This window comes from Burkholderia sp. AU15512, assembly GCF_002223325.1.
In the GTDB taxonomy this organism is placed as follows: Bacteria; Pseudomonadota; Gammaproteobacteria; order Burkholderiales; family Burkholderiaceae; genus Burkholderia.
On sequence record NZ_NKEX01000006.1, the window covers coordinates 472,827 to 491,953 of the forward strand.

16 protein-coding genes and 1 pseudogene are annotated in these 19,127 nt (G+C 66.9%); 8 read left to right on the plus strand and 9 right to left on the minus strand.

What is annotated here, in order from left to right; all coding sequences use genetic code 11:
* Positions 1-3 precede the first annotated feature (3 nt).
* The gene (adiC, locus tag CFB43_RS21455) at positions 4-1,536 is read right to left on the minus strand and encodes an arginine/agmatine antiporter (RefSeq protein ID WP_089496471.1); all 1,533 of its coding nucleotides are present in this window, start codon (positions 1,534-1,536) and stop codon (positions 4-6) included.
* A 433-nt stretch (positions 1,537-1,969) separates the two neighbouring features.
* Between adiC and CFB43_RS21460 the strand changes: the two genes are divergently transcribed.
* From CFB43_RS21460 to CFB43_RS21480, 5 genes are all read left to right on the plus strand, one after another.
* Positions 1,970-3,040, plus strand: coding sequence for an NAD(P)H-dependent flavin oxidoreductase (locus CFB43_RS21460; RefSeq protein WP_089496472.1), 1,071 nt, complete (start codon positions 1,970-1,972; stop codon positions 3,038-3,040).
* Positions 3,041-3,120: 80 nt separating this feature from the next.
* Positions 3,121-4,575 (plus strand): M20 family metallopeptidase, encoded by a 1,455-nt coding sequence (locus tag CFB43_RS21465; protein WP_089496473.1) that lies wholly within the window; start codon positions 3,121-3,123, stop codon positions 4,573-4,575.
* Between the two features lie 55 nt (positions 4,576-4,630).
* The gene (locus CFB43_RS21470; protein WP_089496474.1) at positions 4,631-5,740 is read left to right on the plus strand and encodes a malate/lactate/ureidoglycolate dehydrogenase; all 1,110 of its coding nucleotides are present in this window, start codon (positions 4,631-4,633) and stop codon (positions 5,738-5,740) included.
* On the plus strand, positions 5,737-6,405 hold the full coding sequence (locus CFB43_RS21475) for a TfoX/Sxy family protein (RefSeq protein WP_089498094.1): 669 nt from the start codon (positions 5,737-5,739) through the stop codon (positions 6,403-6,405). The genes CFB43_RS21470 and CFB43_RS21475 overlap by 4 nt, the downstream gene beginning before the upstream one ends.
* 311 nt (positions 6,406-6,716) lie before the next feature.
* Positions 6,717-7,295: an NnrU family protein gene (locus tag CFB43_RS21480; protein WP_089496475.1), complete on the plus strand. Its 579-nt coding sequence runs from the start codon at positions 6,717-6,719 to the stop codon at positions 7,293-7,295.
* A 95-nt stretch (positions 7,296-7,390) separates the two neighbouring features.
* Here the strand turns inward: CFB43_RS21480 and CFB43_RS21485 are convergent, their stop codons facing one another.
* Both CFB43_RS21485 and CFB43_RS21495 read right to left on the minus strand, forming a co-directional pair.
* Complete coding sequence (locus CFB43_RS21485; RefSeq protein WP_089496476.1) at positions 7,391-8,770, minus strand: amino acid permease; 1,380 nt, start codon at positions 8,768-8,770, stop codon at positions 7,391-7,393.
* Positions 8,771-9,068: 298 nt separating this feature from the next.
* Positions 9,069-9,806 (minus strand): sulfite exporter TauE/SafE family protein, encoded by a 738-nt coding sequence (locus CFB43_RS21495; RefSeq protein WP_089496477.1) that lies wholly within the window; start codon positions 9,804-9,806, stop codon positions 9,069-9,071.
* 623 nt (positions 9,807-10,429) lie between these two features.
* Here CFB43_RS21495 and CFB43_RS21500 point away from each other — a divergent pair.
* The gene (locus CFB43_RS21500) at positions 10,430-11,725 is read left to right on the plus strand and encodes a right-handed parallel beta-helix repeat-containing protein (RefSeq protein ID WP_089496478.1); all 1,296 of its coding nucleotides are present in this window, start codon (positions 10,430-10,432) and stop codon (positions 11,723-11,725) included.
* 55 nt (positions 11,726-11,780) lie between these two features.
* Here CFB43_RS21500 and CFB43_RS39205 read toward each other — a convergent pair.
* The 3 genes and pseudogenes from CFB43_RS39205 to CFB43_RS21515 form a co-directional block, all read right to left on the minus strand.
* Positions 11,781-12,125, minus strand: a pseudogene (locus CFB43_RS39205) (DUF488 family protein); the annotation flags it as partial.
* Positions 12,103-13,275, minus strand: coding sequence for an FAD binding domain-containing protein (locus CFB43_RS21510; protein ID WP_089496479.1), 1,173 nt, complete (start codon positions 13,273-13,275; stop codon positions 12,103-12,105). The pseudogene CFB43_RS39205 and the gene CFB43_RS21510, both read right to left, overlap by 23 nt.
* Positions 13,276-13,371: 96 nt before the next feature.
* The gene (locus tag CFB43_RS21515; RefSeq protein ID WP_089496480.1) at positions 13,372-14,037 is read right to left on the minus strand and encodes a DsbA family oxidoreductase; all 666 of its coding nucleotides are present in this window, start codon (positions 14,035-14,037) and stop codon (positions 13,372-13,374) included.
* A gap of 113 nt (positions 14,038-14,150) precedes the next feature.
* Between CFB43_RS21515 and CFB43_RS21520 the strand changes: the two genes are divergently transcribed.
* Together CFB43_RS21520 and CFB43_RS21525 are read left to right on the plus strand one after the other, a co-directional pair.
* Complete coding sequence (locus CFB43_RS21520) at positions 14,151-15,077, plus strand: LysR family transcriptional regulator (RefSeq protein WP_089496481.1); 927 nt, start codon at positions 14,151-14,153, stop codon at positions 15,075-15,077.
* A gap of 120 nt (positions 15,078-15,197) precedes the next feature.
* On the plus strand, positions 15,198-15,626 hold the full coding sequence (locus tag CFB43_RS21525; RefSeq protein ID WP_089496482.1) for a hypothetical protein: 429 nt from the start codon (positions 15,198-15,200) through the stop codon (positions 15,624-15,626).
* Positions 15,627-15,693: 67 nt separating this feature from the next.
* Here the strand turns inward: CFB43_RS21525 and CFB43_RS21530 are convergent, their stop codons facing one another.
* The 3 genes from CFB43_RS21530 to codB are packed head-to-tail and all read right to left on the minus strand — an operon-like array spanning position 15,694 to position 18,998.
* Complete coding sequence (locus CFB43_RS21530; protein WP_089496483.1) at positions 15,694-16,371, minus strand: TetR/AcrR family transcriptional regulator; 678 nt, start codon at positions 16,369-16,371, stop codon at positions 15,694-15,696.
* Positions 16,372-16,411: 40 nt separating this feature from the next.
* Positions 16,412-17,665 (minus strand): cytosine deaminase, encoded by a 1,254-nt coding sequence (gene codA, locus CFB43_RS21535; RefSeq protein ID WP_089496484.1) that lies wholly within the window; start codon positions 17,663-17,665, stop codon positions 16,412-16,414.
* Positions 17,666-17,708: 43 nt separating this feature from the next.
* Positions 17,709-18,998 carry a cytosine permease gene (gene codB / locus CFB43_RS21540; RefSeq protein WP_256990101.1) on the minus strand — a complete coding sequence of 430 codons (1,290 nt, stop codon included), beginning with the start codon at positions 18,996-18,998 and terminating at the stop codon, positions 17,709-17,711.
* Positions 18,999-19,127: the final 129 nt, after the last annotated feature.

Sequence of the window (19,127 nt, forward strand, 5' to 3'; positions counted from 1 at the left end):
TGTTTAATCCCCCGTTTGCTGGGTTGCCTGGACGCTCGCGGCAACGGTCGGCGAGCGCGCGTGAAGGGTGTCGGCCTGGTGACGGCCCACGGAGATCCAGAAGGTGGCGGCGAGCGCGGCGATGGTCACGCCGAGCGCGAGATAGCGCACCCAGCGCGGCGAGCGGCCGCCCGGATGGATATGGGTTTCCTCGATCTCGCGCTGGCGGTTGATCGACAGCTCGTAGAAGACGATCGTCGCGACGACGAAGATCAGCGACCAGCGCGTCTGCTGGCCATCGGAGCCGACCATCGCCCACAACGCGTAGACGGCGCCGATCAGGCCGACGATCGTATAGAACGTGAACTGGTGCGACGGCATCTTGCCGTAGCCGAGCACCTTGATCGCGATGCACGAGTAGATGTACGGCAAGAGCGTCATGATCACGGCGATCGACGCGATCTTGCCGAACTGTTCGCTCGCGCTCGGCGACATCGTCGCGAGCACCTGCACCGACATGATCAGCGCGACGATCGCGAGGCCGGCGGACGGCACGTTCTTCGAGTTCACGCGGGCGAACACGCCGGCGAACAGGCCGTCGTCGGCGGCCGCCTTCGCGGTCTGGCCGACCAGCAGCGTCCACCCCGCGAGCGAGCCGAGGCAGCCGAGCGCCGCGCAGATCGCGACCGCGTTCGCGGCCGTATTGCCGAGCGCGAGGCGCGCGGCATCCGCGAACGGCGCGCTCGAGGCGAGCAGCGCCTTGTTCGGGATCATCCCCATGATCACGGTCGAGCTGAGCACGTAGCAGACGGCCGCGAGCACGACGCCGCCGACGGTTGCGATCGGCACGTTGCGCGACGGGTTCTCGACGACGCCGGCCGATACCGACGCACTCTCGACGCCGATGAACGCCCACAGCGTGAAGTTCAGCGTCGCGCCGATCGCGCTGAAGCTGCTCGCGCCCGACACGTTCCAGCCGGCGAAGTACACGTCCTTGCTGAACCAGAACCAGCCGAACACGGCCATCCCGAGGATCGGCACGAGCGCGAAGATCGTCGTGACCGACTGCACGCGGCCGACGACGTTCGGCCCGAGGATGTTCGCGTACGTGAACAGCCAGATCACGAAGATCTGCGCGAGCGCGAACACGAGCGGGTCCTTCAGAACCGGGAAGAAATGCGTGAGGTAGCCGAGGCCGGCGACCGCGAGGCCGACGTTGCCGAGCACGTTCGCGAGCCAGTAGATCAGGTTGGTCTGGTAGCCCATGTACGGGCCGAACGACTTGCGCGCATACGCGTACGGGCCGCCGGCGGCCGGGTCGATCGCCGCGAGCTTCGCGAACACGAGCGCGAGCGACACGGCGCCGACGACGGTGATCAGCCAGCCGAAGATCGCGATGCCGCCGGTGGCGGCGAGGTTCGCGGGCAGCATGAAGACGCCGGAGCCCATCATGTTGCCCGCGACCATCAGCGTGGCGGGAATGACGCCGATTTTCGGCGCGGAAGCCGCGGCCGACGGGGCGGCGGCGCGGGAGGAGGACGAGCTGGCATCGGACATGCGACGCTCCTTGACGAGACGTGTTGCGGTTGAGGTGGCGCGGGGTGGCGCCGGTTGACGATTCCGGCATGAATCGTCGTTTTATTTAACGTTTTCATGTTATCGCCTTGGTGGTTTTTAATAAGGGTAAACGCCGGTATTTAATAACTTGAATATTGATGAATGTCATTGAAACCAGTGAATCGGCGTTTGAATTTGGGTGTGGGTGGGCCGTGCAGCAAGGATGCGGGCGTTTTCGTCAGTCTCGGCCATGGATGGTGGGGTCACGCTGCTGAAGCCGCTGTGGATAATCCATTTTTCCCGAATCGGTTAAATCAATTCGTGACGTAAATGGCGCCGCAAACGGGGTTAGGGTTTGTCGGTTAATATCGGGCGCATTAAACGCGTGCCGTCGGCGCACGCGACCACCGCTTCTTCCCCGAGGACGATTCCGATGACGACGCTGCCTTCCCGCTTGCCGCTGATCCAGGCGCCGATGGTCGGTTCGCTGAGCCCGCTCGCGATCGCGGTGTGCGAAGCCGGCGGGCTTGGCTCGCTCGCGTGCGCGGCGCTCGGCCCGCAGCAACTGCGCGACGAAATCGCGGCGATCCGGGCGCGCACAAGCGCGCCGTTCAACGTGAACTTCTTCTGCCATACGCCGCCGGCGCCCGACGCCGAAGTCGAGGCACGCTGGCGTGCGGCGCTCGCCGGTTATTACGCGGAGGCCGGTCTCGATCCGGCCGACGTGAAGGGCGGCCCCGGCCGCGCGCCGTTCGACGACGCGATGTGCGCGGTCGTCGAGGAACTGCGCCCGGCCGTCGTCAGCTTCCATTTCGGGTTGCCGGACGATGCGCTGCTCGAGCGCGTGCGGCGCACGGGTGCATGGGTGGTGTCGTCCGCGACGACCGTCGAGGAAGCGCGCTGGCTCGATGCGCGCGGCGTCGACGCGATCGTCGCGCAGGGCGCGGAGGCCGGCGGCCATCGCGGGATGTTCCTGACCGACGACATCCACGCGCAACCGGGCCTGTTCGCGTTGCTGCCGCAGATCGTCGACGCGGTGCGCGTGCCGGTGATCGCGGCCGGCGCGATCGCCGACGGGCGCGGCATCGCGGCTGCGTTCGCGCTCGGCGCACGCGCGGTGCAGATCGGCACGGGCTACCTGCTGACGCCGCAAGCCGGCCGCTCGGCGCAGCATCGCGCGGCGGTGCGCGCCGCGCGCGACGACGCCACGCGCATGACCAACCTGTACACGGGCCGCCCCGCGCGAGGGCTGCTGACGCGCTTCATGCGCGAGCAGGGGCCGATGAGCGCGCTCGCGCCGGCGTTCCCGCTCGCGACGGCCGCGGTCGATCCGCTGCGCGGCGCGTTCGAGCGGCAGGGCCGCGACGACTTCTCGCTGCTGTGGTCGGGCGAGGCCGCGGCGCTCGCGTGCGAAGCGGATGCGGGCGAACTGACGCAACGCCTGTGGCGCGACGCGCTGGCGTGCGCGGCGGGGCTGCGCGACGCGTTCCCGCAGGCGGTCTGAGCGACCGGGAAGGGGGCGCCGGCGCGGGAGCATCGGCGTATCATCTGGGTTTTCGTCAGCCCGATCCAGGCACCCCCACCATGACCTCCGTCGACACTACCCCCGTCCTCGACCATGACAAGCTCGTTACCTTCATCGAGCGCAAGTGGAACGATGAAATCCTCCACGCCCTGACCGACTACATCGCGATCCCCGCGAAGAGCCCCGCATTCGACCCCGACTGGGCGAAGCGCGGCTATCTCGAGCGCGTCGTCACCGATGCCGCGCAGTGGGCCGAGCGCCAGCCCGTGAAAGGCCTGAAGCTCGAGATCGTGCGCCTGCCCGGCCGCACGCCGGTGATCTTCTTCGAATCGCCCGCCACGCGTTCCGGCAGCACCGACACGATCCTGCTGTACGGCCACCTCGACAAGCAGCCCGAATTCGACGGCTGGCGCGCGGACCTCGGCCCGTGGACGCCGAAGTACGAGAACGGCAAGCTGTACGGCCGCGGCGGCGCGGACGACGGCTATGCGATCTACGCGAGCCTCGCGGCGCTCGGCGCGCTCGACGAGCAGGGCATCGAGCGGCCGCGCTGCGTCGGCCTGATCGAGACCTGCGAGGAATCGGGCAGCTACGACCTGCTGCCGTACGTCGATGCGCTGCGCGACCGGCTCGGCCAGGTGTCGCTCGTCGTGTGCCTCGATTCGGGCGCCGGCAACTACGACCAGATGTGGCTCACCACGTCGCTGCGCGGGCTCGTGTCCGGCGACCTGCAGGTCGAAGTGCTCGAGGAAGGCGTGCACTCGGGCGTGTTCGGCGGCATCGCGCCGTCGAGCTTCCGCGTGATGCGCCAGCTGTTCGAGCGCCTCGAGGATGCGAAGAACGGCAACCTGCTACCGGGCGTGTTCCATTGCGAGATTCCCGACAGCCGCGTGCGCGAAGCCGAGGCGGCCGCGTCGATTCTCGGCGACGCCGTATGGAAGGGGCTGCCGTGGGCCTGCGGCGCGGACGGCAAGCCGGTGCTGCCGACCACGACCGATCCGCGCGAGGTGCTGCTGAATTCGACGTGGCGTCCGTCGCTGTCGGTCACCGGCGCGGCCGGCTTGCCGGCGCTCGCCGATGCGGGCAACGTGCTGCGTCCGCGCACCGCGTTCAAGCTGTCGCTGCGCCTGCCGCCGCTCGTCGATGCCGCGCAGGCCGTGCAGCAGCTGAAGGAATTGCTCGAACTCGATCCGCCGTACAACGCGAAGGTCACGTTCAAGCCGGACGCGGGCGCCGCGACGGGCTGGAGCGCACCGGATCTCGCGCCGTGGCTCGCGTCGTCGCTCGATGCCGCGTCGCGCCGCCACTTCGGCGCCGACTGCGCGTACATGGGCCTTGGCGGCACGATCCCGCTGATGAACGTGCTGCAGGAAGGGTTCCCGTCCGCACAGTTCATGGTGTGCGGCGTGCTCGGGCCGAAGTCGAACGCACATGGCCCGAACGAATTCCTGCACGTGCCGTATGCGAAGAAGCTGACGGCGGCGGTCGCGGACGTGATCGCGACCGCGCGCTGAGCGCTTGACGATCAGCAGTGACCACTGTCCGACCCACCCTCACGGAACCTTGCCGATGACCGCACTGCCGACGCCCGATACCGAACCGCTGCGCATGCGCGCCGAACCGCTGCATGCATTCGTCGCGGCACTCTGGGAGCGGGCCGGCAGCAGCGAGCGCGAGGCAAGGCTCGTCGCCGATCACCTGGTCGGCGCGAATCTCGCGGGCCACGATTCGCACGGGATCGGGATGATCCCGAACTACGTCGCGTCGTGGCGGGAAGGGCAGTTGCAGCTGAACGGGCACGCGTCGATCGCGCGCGACGGCGGCGCGGTGCTGACGATCGACGGCGGTCGCGGCTTCGGCCAGGTAATCGCGTTCGAGGCGATGGTCGAGGGGATCGACCGCGCGCGACGCATGGGCATCTGCGCGATCGGGCTGCGCGACGTGCATCATCTCGGCCGCATCGGGCACTGGGCCGAGCAGTGCGCGCGCGCGGGGCTCGTGTCGTTCCATTTCGTCAACGTGCCGGGCGACCTGCTGGTCGCGCCGCTGCACGGCACCGATCCGCGCTTCGGCACGAACCCGTTCTGCGCCGCGTATCCGCGTGCGGGCCGGCCGCCGCTGCTGCTCGATTTCGCGACGAGCGCGATCGCATACGGCAAGACGCGCGTCGCGTACAACCAGGGCAAGCGTGTGCCAGCCGGGTCGTTGATCGATTCTCGCGGCCAGCCGACCGACGATCCGGCCGTGATGCACGAGCAGCCGTTCGGCGCGCTGCTGCCGTTCGGGCTGCACAAGGGGTACGCGCTGGCGGCGATGTGCGAGATTTTCGGCGGCGCGCTCGTCGGCGGGCATACGACCTACGGCGACACGCTGCAGAAGACGAGCGCGATCGTCAACGGGATGCTGTCGGTGCTGATCGACCCGAACGCGTTCGATGCGGCCGACGCGCAGCGCGAAGCCGATGCGTTCGTCGCATGGGCGAAGGCGTCGCCGCAGGCGGGCGATGCGCCGGTGCAGGTGCCGGGCGAGCCGGAGGAAGCGAGCCGCGCGGCGCGCGGTGCCGGCGGCATACCGGTCGACCGCGCGACGTGGCGGCAGATTCGCGAGAGCGCGGCGGCGGTCGGCTTCGACGAAGCCGAGCTCGACGCGTGGACGCAGCGCTGCAGGGCATTCGCATGAGCTGGCAATCGGAACAGGCGCACGGCGAGGAGATCGCGTATCGGCTCGCGCCGCTTGGCAACGTCACGGTCGTGCGCTTCTTCAGCGGTGCGGCGCTGCGGCTCGACGGCGTGATGTTCGGTTTCATGTCGCGCGGGTCGCTGTTCCTGCGTGTGGATGACGTGAACCGTCCGGCGTTCGTCGCGGCGGGGATGGGGCCGTTCTCGTACGAGCGGCCCACGCGCACGGTTTCGCTCGACGGCTATTACGAAACGCCGGCCGACGTGCTCGAGGATGCCGGCGCGCTGTTCGACTGGTGTCGCGGCGCGTATCGCGCGGCGCTGCTGGCGGGGCCGCCGAAGCGCAAGGCCAGGGCGGTGCCGAAAGCGAAGCCGGCGCAGGAAGCGAAGCCCGCGTCGAAGCGGGCGGCCAAGCCGGTATCGGAAGCGTCATCGAAATCGGCGCCCGCGCAGGAAGCCAAGCCGGCATCGAGGCGAGCCGCCAAGCCGGCATCGAAAGGACTGCCGAAAGCTGCGCCGGCTCAAGGGGCGAAGCCTGCGTCGAAGCGAGCCGCCAAACCGGCATCGAAAGCGCCTGCACAGGAAGCCAAGCGGGCAACGAAGCGAACTATCAAACCGACGTCGAAACCGGCAGCGAAATCCCCGGCGAAGCGCGAGCAAACATAGTGCCGGCCGCGCGAAGCGAAAGCCGCGCGACTTTTCTTTTTTGTCGGCCCGGCCGTCGCCCGGTGATTCACGCGACATGCGCCGGCTGGCACAAGGGCGGCCGGGGAGGGACACAGTCACGAAAGCGTCAAGCGCGTGCCGCACCGCACATCCCCCATGCTTCACAACGGCGGCCTCGGCGTTTATGATCGGCGCGGGTTGCACCGGTGCCTGGCGCGACCCGCGCCGGCCGCGCCGCCGGCTCCGCGAACGGCGCATCGTACGCCGCGCGGGGCGCTTCCCCCACTCATCATTCCAGACGGAGACAGCCGATGCTCGTCCTGATTCTCGGTTTAGCGATCTTCCTCGGTGTGCACTCGATCCGGATCGTCGCGGACGGCTGGCGGTCGGCGACGATCGAGCGGATCGGCGAGAAGCGCTGGAAGGGCCCCTATGCGATCGCGTCGATCATCGGCTTCGTGCTGATCATCTGGGGGTACGGCATCGCGCGCCAGGGCGCGACGCTGCTGTGGGTGTCGCCCGTCGGCGTGCGCCACCTCACCGGCATGCTGACCGCGATCGCCTTCGTGCTGATCGCCGCGTCCTACGTGCCCGGCAACCGCATCAAGACGCTCGTCGGCCATCCGATGGTGGCCGGCGTGGCGGTGTGGGCCATCGCGCACCTGCTCGCGAACGGCACGCTGCACGCTGTCGTGCTGTTCGGCGCGTTCTTCGTATGGGCGCTGGTAGATTTCGTCGTGTGGCGCGCGCGGGATCGCCGCGATGGCGTGCGCTACCCGGTAGGCAGGCTGTCGGGCGACGTCGTGGCGATCGTGGCCGGGCTCGTCGTGTGGGCCGTCTTCGCGCGGTTCCTGCACGGCTGGCTGATCGGCGTACGGCCGTTCGGCTGAGCGGCCAGGAGATTGAGCAACCGAGACGTCGAGCGACTGAGACGTCGAGCAACCGAGCGGCGGCCGACCGGCGCGCCGCTCGCCCGGGGCAACGGTCAGCGCGCCTTCGCGCCGGCCGTCTCGCCGAGTTGTGCCGGCTTGCGGCGCAGGAAATACGCCGCGACGATCGCCAGCGCCGTCAATACCGTGAACCAGAACTGGAAGCGTGAATCCGGGTTGAACGCCTGCGAGCCGAGCACGGCCACCAGCGCCAGCAGCGCGATCCAGTTCGACACTGGATAAAACCACGCGCGGAACGCCTGCGGATCGCGCGGCGCGTGCTTCTCCTGCCGGCGCATCGCGAAGTGCGCGACGATGATGAAGATCCACACGATCATCACGAACGCGCCGCTGCTCTTCGCGAGCATCAGGAACAGGTCGCCGCCGCTCACGAAGTGGACGCCGAGGATCGACACGCAGATCGCGAGGCACAGCACGAGCGCGTTCATCGGCACGCCTTTCGCGTTGGTCCGGCCGAACATCGCGGGCGCGTGGCCGCGCTGGCTGAGCGAGAACAGCATGCGCGAGTTCGAGAACAGGAACGAGTTCATCACCGACATGAACGACACGAACAGCACGATCTTCATCGCGACGGCCGCGCCCGTGAAGCCCGCCATGCCGAACAGCGACACGTACGGCGATTTCAGGTTGGCCTTGTCGGTCCACGGCATGCACAGGATCAGGATCGACACCGAGCCGACGTAGAACACCATCACGCGCACGATCACGCTCTTGATCGCCCGGATCACGTTCTTGCTCGGGTTCTCGGATTCGCCCGCCGCGACGGCCGCGATTTCGCTGCCGCCGAGCGAGAAGATCACGACCATCACGCCGGCCAGCACGGGCGACATGCCGTTCGGCATGAAGCCGCCGTGATCCGTGAGGTTCACGAGCCCCGGCGCGGGAATGCGCGGCTGGAAGCCGAGCAGGATCGATGCGCCGAGCGCCATGAAGACGATGATCGTCGTCACCTTCGCGAACGACAGCCAGTATTCCGCCTCGCCGAACGAGCGCACCGAGTACGCGTTGCTCGCGATCAGCGTGACGAGCATGAACAGCGCGCCGCCCCACACGGGCAGCCACGGCAGGAAATCGTGGAGGATCGCACCGAGCAGGATTGCCTCGACGGTGATCGTCATCATCGACTTGAACCAGTACAGCCAGCCGACCGCGAAGCCGGCCCATTCGCCGAGATAGCTGCTTGCGTAGGTGGAGAACGATCCGCTGTCGGGGTTGCGGGACGCCATTTCGCCGAGCATGAACATGACCAGCGTGACGATCACGCCGCCGATCAGGTACGACAGGATCGCCGCGGGGCCGGCGGTCGCGATGATGGCGCCGGAGCCGACGAACAGGCCCGCGCCGATCACGCCGCCAAGCGCGATCATCGTGATGTGCCGTTGCTTGAGGCTTTGCCTCAACGAGTTGTCCTGCATCTCCTACCTCTAGTTATTGTTGGCCCGTTGGCCGGGAGCGCATCGGGCCGCGCGGCGGCAAGCGTGCTGCCGTCGCATGGGGCGCCGATGTCGAGGGAGCGTGTGTGACGCGATGTGCCGGGCCGCCGGCGGTGAATCGGAATGGCGGCCGCGAAGTGCCGGTCGGTGCCCGCGAGAGGGCGATGACGACGCCCCCCGGATTGTGGGCGGACACCGTCGTCACGGCAAACGAGATATGCGAAAGACGTCTTGCGGTTTGCTCATCAATTGCCGCGACGGCGGCAGGCGTGGGCGCGCGTCAGATCGGCTTGACGAACAACCCGACGGTCAGCACCGCGCCGATGCAGACGATCCCGATCCGCAGCACGCGTTCGTTCACGCGATGCAGCGCCCAGGTGCCGAGCAGGCCGCCGACGATCGCGCCGCCGCCGAGCGCGAGCGCCTTGCCCCAGTGCAGGTGCGGCGACGTCAGGAACAGCACGACGGCCGATGCGTTCATCACGCCCGCGAGCGCGTTCTTCGTCGACATCGCATGGCGCGGCGACAGGCCGGCCATCGTCAGCACGGCCATCATCAGGAAGCCGAGCCCGCCGCCGAAGTAGCCGCCGTAGATCGCGATCATGAACTGCGAGAGCGCGGCGGGGACGGTGCCGAGGTGGGCCGTGCCTTCGCCCGGCTTGCGGAAAAAGCTGCCCCACGCGAACACGATCGTCGCGAACAGCACGAGCCACGGCACGAGGCGCGAGAAGATCGACGACGGGGTCTTCAGCAACAGCAGCCCGCCGAGCGCACCGCCGACCACGCTGATGAGGAACATCGCGCGAAACGACAGCCTGCCGACGCCGCGCACCATCTTGCGGCTCGCCCAGCCGGTCGTGACCTGCGCGGGAAACAGCGCGACCGTCGACGTGATGTTCGCCGCGAGCGGCGACATGCCCGACACGATCAGCGCGGGCAGCGTGACGAACGAGCCGCCCCCGGCGAGGGTGTTCTGCAGTCCGGCCCAGAGGCCGGCGAGGATGACGAGAGCGAGCATCGGAGCGGGAGCGAAAGGTGACGGGGCTCGCCTGCCGGAGGCGGGCAGGCGCGGCGAACGCATGATGGTAATGCAGGACCGCTGACGATGTGAACTGCTGCGATCGCAGTGTCGTCGCGAGCCTTCCCGGCCGGTGCAAGCGACGATGCCGCACCGTCCGCGACCAAGGTCGAGGATGGCCCGGGCGGACGGGCGGGCGGTCTTACGACGTCGCGCGGCCAATGTCGGATTGCCGATCGACGCGCGTGAAATAGACTGGTTGATGAGCGGCGGGAAAGAACCGGCAGGGTTGGGGGTCAGCCGGCGCCCGGTGCGCTCGGGAACGCAGTTCCTGTTGACGGGTTCGATTCCGGCCACGCAGTGCCGGCGCGTCGGAATCGGGCCGCCTTTTCTCGGGGGACACGCATGCGCGCTGGCGGGCGAACAGGCGACCGGGTGTCGATCGCGGCCACGCGACGGCGCTTCGTTGCCGTTGCTCCGCCGCATCGGCGGAGCAGATGAATGTCGCAGTCGGGATGGTGCGCCGCGTGTGCCACGCGCCGTGCGATCGCCGTTGCTCGAACGCCTCGCGACCGTCAGCCGTTGGCCGGTCGTCGCGGGCGAACGGGCGTGAGAGAACAACCATGAAAAAGTCGTTTCGAGGGGTCGGTCCGAGTACGGCCGTCTGTCTGATCTGCACCGCCTGTTTCGCCGCATCGCCGGCGGCCGCCTACACGCCGGGCGGTGCTCGTCATGCGCATCCGTCGCGCAGCGCACCGGCGCTTTCGACCGTGACCGTCCAGCCGACGGCGAACGGCGGCGACCAGGCCGATGCGCTGCAGGCTGCGTTCGATGCATTGCAGCCGGGCCAGCGCCTCGTGCTCGCGCCGGGACGCTACACCGTCGGCCGGTCGCTGACGGTCTCCAGGGCGAACGTCGTGATCTCCGGCTATGGCGCGACGCTGGTTGCGACCAACCCGACTGATCAGACCATCATGATGAGCGGCAGCGGTTCGACGCTCGTCGGCGTCACGCTGGTCGGCACGGGTACGACGCGGCTGACGACACCCGCCTCGACGAAGGTCGAGGTGACGGGCACCGGCGTCCAGGTGCTCGGCGTGACGATCCAGGGTGGCGCCAGCGCCGGGATCTTCGTGTTCGGCGGCAGCAACGTGGCGATCGTGGGCAACACCGTGGAGGCGACGCTGGCCGACGGCATCCACACCACGTACGGCTCGACCAACGTGCTGGTGCGCGGCAATACGGTGAAGAACACCGGGGACGACATGATCGCCGTCGTCAGCTACCAGGGTGACGGCCGCCTCAGCGCCAACGTGCTGATCGACGGGAATACGGTGTCGGGCAACTACTGGGGGCGGGGCATCTCCGTGGTCGGCGGGCGGACCGTGACGATTTCGAACAACACCGTCAGCGGCGTGCAGAAGGCGGCCGGCATCCTGGTCGCGCAGGAGGATAGCTGGAAGACCTACGGCGTGTCGGACGTCGTGATCGAGAACAACGTCGTCGGCGCGATCCAGGACGGCACGAATGCGAACAACGGCCTGCCGCCTACCCACCAGGCCGCGATCGAGCTCGATACCTGGTCGGGGACGGTGTCGTACGTCGTCGTGAAGGGCAACCGCGTGTCGGGCTCGGGCTATGACGGTTTCCGGGCGTTGGGGAACGTCTGCCATTTCGCGGTGGCCGACACGACGCTCGCGTCGATCGCCGGCATGCCGGTGTCGCTGCTGACGCACAACTGCCCGGCCGCCGATATCGTCGCGTACGGCAATTCACTGGGTGGCGTGGCGCTGGCGACGCCGGTCGGCGCGTCCCCGTCCGGGACGATTCCGGCCGGCGGCGCGGTGACGTCGGGGATGCCGGTGGTGCGCACGAGCCTGATGCAGCCGAATGGCACGCCCGCATCGGCGCGGAACTGACGAGGTTCGCGATGCGCTGCCCGCCGTGCCATCGAACGGGGCGCCGCGCGATGCGCTCGGGGGGCGCGGTTGCCCCCGGCGCCGTGGCGTCGTCCCCGGCGTCCGGATAGACGATCGTGCCGTCAGGCCGGATCACCGCGCCGGCCGTCAGGTGCGCGGGTTCCACGCGGTGGGGGCCCATGATGTGCAGCATCGTTTCGCCGCGCGCGATCAGGTAGTCGGACACGATGCGCCGGTGGCAGCGCCACCACACCGCTTCCGAACACATGATCGCGCAGCGCTGCGCGTGTTCAGCGACGTTAGCCGCTTTCGCTTCGCGACGTGTGCCCGCTGCCGCCGCCACACGGGTTCGCGCCGGTATGTGCGGCGGTTGTTGCTCAAGCGCTCGTCGAGACGACATGGCTGCGCGGGATGCCCATGATCCGGTCGCCGATGTTCATTCCCCATTCGGTCATGTCGATGCCCTGACTCAATTGTTCAGCCTGCCAACGCGACAGGGCTGCATCGATGTCGGCATCCGCGGATTGCAGCGCCGTGGCCAACGTCAATGCGTTGGCGGCTGCCTTGGCGGTACTGCCCGCGGTATGAGGGCGCGGAACGAAGGCGGCGTCGCCCAGCAGGATCGCTCTGCCATACACCATCTGCTCCACCTGCAGATCCAGGATGGCCTGGACGAACGGTTCGTGGGTGGCTTCAACCAACGTCTGGAAAGTCGGCGCGAGAAGCGCCTTCGACGCCTGCGTCAGGCGAGCAAGGTCTTCGTCTTTCAATGCGCCCGGAGGCAGCGAAAACGAGTGGCGTATCCCGGAGCGGTCGGTCAATAACGATGAGAGTTCGTCGCCGTGGGCAACCTTCCGGTACCACACCCAGTTCCAGCGCCGCTGACCTTCCTGCGTCGACAGGTCTTCGCCCGGGACGAGATATTCGAGCATCAGGTGGCCGGGGCCTTGCTGGAAGGCAAAGGTTCCCTTGAGAACATCCGCGGCGCGTGCCGGGAGCGCCGCTTCAGGAACGAGCCCACGCCACGCGACATATCCGGCGTAGGTGGGTGCCAGGCCGGCAGAAACTTGTTCGCGGACCGTGGAGCGTGCGCCGTCCGCGCCGACGAGCAGATCGCCGGTTTCAATGCGGCCGCTGGCAAAGCAGGCGGTGATCCGGTCGCCGTTCTGTTCAAAGCGGACGAAGCGCTCGCCCGGATGAAAGACCTGCGCGGGCAGGTGCGCCTTCATCGTGCCGTAGAGCATGTTCCAGGACGTCTGGGTCTGCGGCATGAAGCTGCGCTGAATGACGCGATCGGTACGGTCCAGGTAGATGCGGTCGCCCGACCGCACGCCGAGCGCGGCGCCGGTCTGAATTCCGGCGAAACGAAACGCCGACAGGACGTCACCCTGCAACACGATTCCACCCCCTCGGCTGTCCAGTTCACTCGGGGAGCGCTCGAAGATGTCGACGTCCCACCCCGCGGCTTGCAGCGTCGTTGCAGTAAAGAGCCCGCCGAGCGAGCCGCCGATGATCAGTGCGCGCGGCCTGGCTTTTGCGGTGGCGACCATGAGTCTCTCCAAACGAGTAGCGTGTGTTGTGCTTGGCGCGCATGCCCGATTCCGCGAATCGAGCGTGCGCGCTTGCGTTCACCTGCAGGTGTCGATTCAGACGGCGGCTTTGGCGGTTGTGTCGCCGGTGGCATGCCGAAGCACTTCAGCGAGTACCGAAACCGGTTGTGCACCGCTAACCGGAACGCCGCCCACACGGATTGTCGGCACCGACCGGATGCCGGCCACCCCGGCCCGCAGTTCGTCGGCAACGACTTCGCGCTCGCCGTCGTTCGTCGCCAGGAAACTGCGCACTTCGTCAGCGTCGAAACCCGTACTTTCCGCGAGGCTGACCAAAACCTCGGCCATGCCGATGTCCTGTCCGTCGGAAAAGTAGGCAGAGAAAACCGCCTCGAACAGTGCTTCGGTCCTGGCCGCATCTCCGTTGGACTGAGCGAGGAACATCAGGCGATGGGCAAGCCGCGTGTTGGGCGTGACCGCTACGCGGTCGTAGTTGAATTCGACACCTGCGCGTTTGCCCGCCAGCGTGACGTCGGCATCCATTGCCTGCGAACGTGCCCAGCTTCCGAATTTGGCGCTGCGATAAGCTTTTCGATCGATTCCGTCCTTGGGCATGGTCGGATTGAGTTCATACGGAAGGTACTTGACGGTCGGTGCGACGGCCAGGTTGGCCTCCCGGAGCGCTGCCTTGAGATGTGCGTGGCCGATCCAGCACCACGGGCAGATGAAGTCGTACGTGACCTGGATGTCGAGCGGATTCATTTGGAGACTCCTTGCGTTGACGGTTCAAGCACTTTAGGCTTTGCGTCAGGGTAAAAGAATATGAACCAATCGCAAACCAGCATTGCGGTGCGCGCAAAGATAAAGGACATGGCATGGACAAGCTTCTTGCGTTGCGGGCATTCATCGACGTCGCGGAAACGGGCGGCTTTTCGAAGGCGGCCCGCCGCATGGGGGTGGCCACTTCGTCGGTGACGCGCCTGATGGACGCGTTGGAGAAGTCTCTTGGCAGCGCGTTGCTGACTCGCACGACGCGTCATGTCACGTTGACGGATGCCGGTTCCGCGTATCTGGAGCAGATCACGCGCGTGCTGTCGGACCTCGACGAAGCCGACGGGAGTGTGTCCGACACGGGTGTCGACGCGGTTGGACCGCTGCGTGTTTCGATGCCCGTGACTTTCGGGCGCCTGTGCCTGGGGCCGCACATTGCCGGCTTCCTGCAGCAGCATCCCCGCGTATCCCTGGATCTGGTGCTGTCGGATGGGTACCTGGATCTGGCGACCGAGCGCATTGACGTTGCGGTGCGCATCGGCACACCTGCAAACCAGCCGAATCTGATCGTCAATCGCCTGGCGGAACATCATCGCTATGTCGTCGCGAGTCGTGACTATCTGGAAAGCAACGGAATGCCCGCTTCTCCGGACGATCTGCGAGACCATCAATGCCTGCGTTTTGCGTACCAGGCCGCTGTGCAGCGTTGGTCGTTCACTCGCGCAGGCAGTACCGAGCATGTCGAGATCAACGGCAGACTTTCGGTGAACAACTCGGACGTGCTGCGCGAGGCCGTGATCAGCGGGTTTGGCATCGCACTGCTTCCCCAATGGCTCGTCGAAGAGGATGTGATGGCGGGGCGGCTCACGCGTCTTTTCGAAGACTACTCGGTCAACCCGCTCGACCAGACCGTCTGCGTTTATGCCGCCTATCTTCCGAATCGCCGCCACTCGCGCAAAGTGCATGCGTTGCTTGAATTTCTTCGACATCGCATCACGCACTCCGGCGCGTTCTCGGATGCGTCGAGCTAGGCCGCGATCTCGCGTGCTCCGGCCACGACACTGCCCGATTTAACGCTTCATTACGATGGGCTGTCCGGAAAGGTGCTAGATTTGCGCATCGATATTTCGCAAGGCGGAGAGGGCAGACAGATGTTGAAGAAACTGGCGGGGATGGCCGTGGTGGTCGGTGCGGCGGCGGTGGTGTCGCTGCCGGCCGTGGCAGGCGACACGAACAACGCACTGGGCGGCGCGCTGGGTGGCGTCGCCGGCGCGGCGGTCGGCAACGCGATTGGCGGCAGCACGGGCACCGTGATCGGCGGGGCAGTGGGCGGCGGCGCAGGCGGTGCGGTGACGTCGAACAAACGCGAACGCACGGGCGCGATCGTCGGCGGCGCACTGGGCGGCGGCGCAGGCGCCGCTGCGGGCAACGCAATGGGCGGCACGGCCGGCGGGCTCGTCGGCGCCGGCTTGGGCGGCGGCGCGGGCGCGGCGCTGGGCGGCCACGTGTCGCGCAACAACTCGCGTTCCAACGATCATTACCACGGCAACAAGCACAAGAAGCGCCACAAGCACGACTGACCGGCGGTTCCCCGGCGCGTGTCGACGGCGCCGGGGTGCATGAAGGGCGACGGAGGCGGTCAAGCGGTCAATCCGGCTTTCCGTCGCCGGTGATCAATGCGTTGAGCACCAGATCCGAGATCGTGCGGTAAGCCGCGTCGAAATCGTCGTTTCCCAGCGCACGCTTGCCGAGCACCAGCAGCATTTGGGGGGCGAAGTCCGCATACGCCTGCGTGGCTGCCCAGATCAGGAAGAACAGGTGCTCGGCATCGACCTGCCTGACCTTGCCTTCGTCGATCCAGCGTTCGAGCACCCGGATGTCGTCGCGCAACACCGGAATCAGTTGTTTGCGAATTTCCTTTCCGTAGGTCCTGGCTCCGCCGATGATTTCCAGCGCAAACACCCGCGATCCATGCGGGCGATTTCTGGAGAATTCGAGTTTGGCCCGGATATAGGCCGACATGGCTTCCGCGGGCTCGCGATCGGGCGCCGCAAACTCCCGCATCCTGCCGAGCCAGTCCCGCAATACGTCGTCCAGCACGCGTTGGTAGAGCGCCAGCTTCGTGGGGAAGTAGTACATCAGGTTCTGCTTCGACAGGCCGGCGGCCGCTGCGATCGTCGCAACGGAACTGCCCTCGAATCCGTCAATGGCAAACGATTCCTCGGCGGCGGCGAGAATGGCCGCCTCGAGCGTGTCGCGCAGCGCTTCGCGCCGGCCGTGAGGCCGGCCGGGCGTTCCCGCAGTCGGCTCGGACGGGTGCCTCACGATGCTTCCTCCTGCATGTCGGACCAGCGGCGTCGCCCGCTCAACGCGCGCCTGCTTCGGGATAGGTGATGCGTTCGGGCGCGCGCTGCATGATGACCTTCCCGGCACGGAGCGACACGCGCACCTTGGCCTGCGTGCGAACCACTTCATAGTCGGAATCCGCGTCGAGGATCAGCAGGTTGGCCGGCCGCCCGACAGCGATGCCATACCGGTCCCCCAGGGACATCGCACGGGCGCTGTGCTCCGTCACGAAGTCGAGGCATCGTTGCAGGTCTTCGTAGCCGAGCATGTGGCACACGTGCAGGCCGACGTCGAGGATGCGCAGGATGTTGCCGTTGCCGATGGGATACCACGGATCCTTGATCGAATCCTGTCCGAAGCACACGTTGATGCCGGCGCGATCGAGTTCCGCGACACGCGTGATGCCGCGTCGTTTCGGGAAGGTGTCGAAACGACCCTGCAGGTGGATGCTTTCGGTCGGACACGAAACAAAATGGATGTCCGAGCGCTTCAGCAACCGGAACAGCTTCGAGCAGTAGGCGTTGTCGTAGGAACCCATCGCGGTCGTGTGGCTGGCGGTGACGCGCGGGCCCATCCCGCGAACCCGCGCTTCCTCGGCAAGCACTTCCAGGAAGCGCGAGTGCGGATCGTCGGTTTCGTCGCAATGAACGTCGACCAGGCAGTCCTTGCGCTCCGCGAGTTCCATCAGGAACTGGATGGAGCTCACGCCCTGGTCGCGCGTGTTCTCGAAATGCGGAATGCCGCCCACGACGTCGGCCCCCATGTCGATCGCGCGCTCCATCAGTGCACGTCCGTTGTCGAACGACTCGATGCCTTCCTGAGGGAAGGCGACGATCTGCAGATCGATGAGGTCGCGTGCTTCGTCCCTGACCTCGAGCATCGCCTTCAACGCGGCAAGCGTGTGATCGGTGACGTCCACGTGCGTGCGCACGTGCTGGATGCCGTTGTCGCGCAACATGCCGATCGTGGTGTGGGCGCGGGCTTTCGTATCCTCATGGGTAATGGTGGCCTTGCGCTGGCCCCACCGCTCGATACCTTCGAACAGCGTGCCGCTCATGTTCCACTCGGGTTCGCCCGCGGTCAGCGTCGCATCGAGGTGGATATGCGGCTCGACCAGCGGCGGGATGACGAGATGGCTGCCCGCATCGATGACGTCGTCCCCTTGAGACGCCAGCGGCGACGGCTGGAGGTCGATGCCGCGAATCGTGCCCGCATCGATGTCGATCGTGAAGAGGCCGCTTCGGCCGCGCAATCTGGCGTTGATGATTTTCATGAGGATTCCTGTGGTTCGGGGAGCGGGACGGTGTGCAGCGGAATCATTCACCCTGAACGGACGGCTCGCGCGCGAACGCGCGGGCAATCTGCAGCAGCACGATGTAGGCGGCGGCGGACGCCGCGATGCCGACGAGCGGCGCGATCCACGGCGAGGTATAGGCGAGTCCGGCGCCGATGGCATACGCGGCCACGCCGACCAGATTGAAGCGCGGAAGGCGGGCGGCGGCGAGCGACGGGTATTGCCCGCGATGGCGGTACCAGTAGTCCGCCATGATCACGCCGCCGACCGGCGGAATGATCGAGCCGAGCAGCACCAGGAACGGAATCAGCCACGCGTACATCCCGCCGACCGCGAGCACGATGCCGATCGCCGCACCCACCAGTACGAGCGTGCGGCGCCGTTCGGTGCGCAGCAGATGGCATCCGGCGGCCGCCACGTTGTACATCGTCGGCCCCTGGATGGTCCAGAGATTGAGGCACAGCATCACGACCGCCGCGATCGACAGGCCCTGCAGCATCATCACCTCGACGATGTCGGCTTGCTGATAGACGATCGCGCAGTATGCGCCCGCGATGATCATCAGGCCGTTGCCCGCGAAGAATCCGATCATGCTGGCCGAGACGGCGCTGCGCGCGCTGCGTGCCAGGCGGGTCCAGTTGGTGGCCTGGGTCGCGCCGCTGGCAAAGGTGCCGATGACCATGGTCACGGCGGCCGAGAACGGCATCGGCTGGGACGGCGCGACATGCGTGAGGCCGGCCCAGCCGCCGATATCGCGGGTGGCGATCCCCATCGACGTCATCAGCAGCACGAACATCAGCGGCACGGAGACGCGCGACAGCACATCCATGCCGCGATAGCCGATGATGGCCGTGATCGAAAATCCGAATCCGAAGAGGATCATCAGCGGCGTGGTCACGGCGGGCGGCCAACCCAGCAGCTTGACTAGGACGATCGCCACCGTCGCGGTGCCCCATGCGTACCAGCCGAGTTCGGCGAAGCCGAGCAGGAAATCGGACAGCTTGCTGCCCGTTTCCCCGAAGCAGAACCGCCCCATCAGCACCGCGTTCAGGCCGCTGCGGGCGGCAATCAGCGCAAGCGACGCCGCATAGACGGCGAGCAACAGGTTTCCGATGACGGCGATCTGGATCATGCTGACGACATCGAAGGCGACACCGATCTTGCCGCCGGCAAACATCGTTCCCGTGAAGAACGTGAAACTCAACAACACCATCGTGATGGACAGGAATCCGGTGCGTTTCTCGAGCGGGACTTCGCTCAGCGAGAATTCTCCGTGATCCGATTCGGCCATCGGGCTTGCATCCCGGTTCATGGGCATCTTTCTTGTCTCCCGTCAGCGATTGGGTCGGGTCTGAAAGGGGTTACGGGGGCCGTGCTTGGATGGGTAGCGCGCTGTCTCAGCGCGTCATTCTCTCAGTCCAAAATTTTTACAACGGTAAAA